We start from the raw sequence: 2243 nt of genomic DNA on the forward strand, positions 1-2243 counted from the left end.
AACTCATTTAAATCACTTTGCTATTAAGTACAAATTGATTCTTAGAGCGAACCAGATTGCTTGGCAGGAGCTTAAAAATATGGCAGCTTAAAATTGACCGTGCGTAACATGAGTAAAATAAGTAACTTAGGAGGTTTTGCAGCTATTTTTGCCAAACTTAACCTTGTTTTTTCGCCACCTGATAACACATCTACTAGCGCATAAACCTGTTCATTTTTACGAAATAGAAAATCATTTAAATGTCTGCGTATTTGTTGATGATTCCAGCTAGGTTGCACTTCTTGAATACAATCTAAAACAGAATTTCCTGGGGTTAGGTCGTGATAATGCTGATCTAAATAGCCAATTTCGCTGGATGGAGGAGTAATCCATAATCCTTGTTTATCAATCTTACTGTCGTTTTTTATCGCTTTTAGTAAGGTTGATTTCCCTGAACCGTTTTTACCGCAAAGGGCTAATCTACTCAAGCTAGAAATGTTTAAGTTAATATTGTCTACAATCAATGTCCTGCCATAAAAAAGCGAACCATTTTGAATTGTAACTAAAGACTTGGTAGTTGTATTTCCCGAAGCTAGAGCAAATTGAGGATTAATTTCCTCTTCAAAGCCTAACTCAATAATCCGTTCCAGCAATTCTTCTTTATGCTCCAAAAGAGCTTTTTTCTTTTTACCGGATGTTTCTTGTGCTCTTAAGGCTTTGGTTTGCGATACGATAGTAGGCCATTTAGCGCTTTTAAGTGACTTTTCTCCTTTAAGGCGTGAGTTTTTTGCTCTTTTTTGTTCCTGCATTAAGTCATCATGGGCCTGTTTTTTTTGTTTATTTAATTGTTCTAATTCCTGCTGTAAAACTTGTTGTTGGATAATATTTTGCCGTTGCAAGTTCTCAAAATAGCCATAAAAGCTGCTAATTTTCCTTTGCTTAATATGCCAAAATATATATTCACTTTGTTTTAACAAAGCTACATCGTGGGTCGCAATAATTAATGTGCCATGAAATTGCTCCAATAAACGAAAGAGGCTGCGTCTATTGTCTTTATCTAAATGATTGGTGGGCTCATCTAAAATAAGAATGTCAGGATGTTGTGCTAGTGCTTCAGTTAGGGCTTGGTTGAATAGCTCGGCACCACTTAACTGAGTTGTTTCTCTTATTTGCGGAACATAGGCAAGGTGAAGTCCTTCTTGATAACGCACAATGCCTTCGCTTGGATTAATTGCACGGCTAATTATTTTGAGCAGGCTGCTTTTACCACAGCCATTATCACCAATTAGGGCAATGCGTTCACCAAAAAATATTTTTGTATTAAAGGATTCGAAATAAATTTGATTTGAAAAATAAAGACTTAAATCAATAAGTTGAATAAGGCAGTTCATGCGGTTCTCTCTCAATAGTTGGGGCAAAAATGACGTACCCTTAAGGGGCTTATTGAGAAGTAATGCGCATCGGCGGTGAACCTCATTGATGAAAATTGTTTTTATTGTATACAGACATAAGGTGATTTTCAAGTCGTGCGGCTTTGATTTTGTTTCTTCATCGTTGATAAAATAGTTCTAGATTTCTTCCTGCACGTATAATACAATGCGGCCACAATTTGTTCACTATGACGATAGGATGTAAATTATGGCAGCTAAAGATAATAAAGAGATGAGCGCTTTTGCAAAAGCTAAACGGGATAGAGAAACTTTATTAGGTCAAGTGGAGCGATGTGAATCCTCTGCTAATTTAGCTAAGCTTCAGCAAAAGGAAAAAAACTTAGCTCCACCCCGCCAGACTCTTAAGCCTTCGCATGCGGCTATAATTGCCGGTCTAGATAATAAACTAGCTCAGAGCTTGGTGGTAAAAGCAAAGCTGTTAGTGGAAAAAGAAAAAGAAGCACAACTACAAGCATCATTAAAAAAGCTGCTTGATGATGAGAATGCCGCGAAGAATCAGCTCCCTAGCACTAACCCCACTGTCGCCAATCTTTCCGAAGTTCCTACCATTGATGTGAAGAAAGAAAAGCGTCTGGCTGGTGTTAGAGCGCAGCTTACAGTGATGAGCGAAAAAGCGAAATATTTTTCTGATGAATATAAGAAAACTAAAGCTCAACGCTATTTGGATGCGTACAATGCAGCACAAAATCTTATTAGTAACTCATGTTACGCACATAAACTTGTAGTTTGACTAAAAAGCATTAGAATTCCGCCCTTAATTTTAGGGAGGGAATTAAATGGATATGCTTGATCTTTATAGTGATTATTTGATTT

At 37.0% G+C, this 2243-nt stretch carries 2 protein-coding genes; one reads left to right on the forward strand and one right to left on the reverse strand.

The features are described from left to right. Window positions 1–71: 71 nt before the first annotated feature. Window positions 72–1370: an ATP-binding cassette domain-containing protein gene (locus tag ELY15_RS15250; RefSeq protein ID WP_127101534.1), complete on the reverse strand. Its 1299-nt coding sequence runs from the start codon at window positions 1368–1370 to the stop codon at window positions 72–74. A 247-nt stretch (window positions 1371–1617) separates the two neighbouring features. Between ELY15_RS15250 and ELY15_RS15255 the strand changes: the two genes are divergently transcribed. Further along, window positions 1618–2160: a hypothetical protein gene (locus tag ELY15_RS15255; protein WP_127101536.1), complete on the forward strand. Its 543-nt coding sequence runs from the start codon at window positions 1618–1620 to the stop codon at window positions 2158–2160. Window positions 2161–2243 lie beyond the last annotated feature (83 nt).

This window comes from Legionella sp. km772, assembly GCF_003989735.1.
Lineage (GTDB): Bacteria > Pseudomonadota > Gammaproteobacteria > Legionellales > Legionellaceae > Legionella.

Excerpts from the sequence above, each read along its gene's own strand:
- ELY15_RS15255 (WP_127101536.1), top strand. The coding sequence starts at position 1,618 with ATGGCAGCTAAAGATAATAAAGAGATGAGCGCTTTTGCAAAAGCTAAA.
- ELY15_RS15250 (WP_127101534.1), bottom strand. The coding sequence starts at position 1,370 with ATGAACTGCCTTATTCAACTTATTGATTTAAGTCTTTATTTTTCAAAT.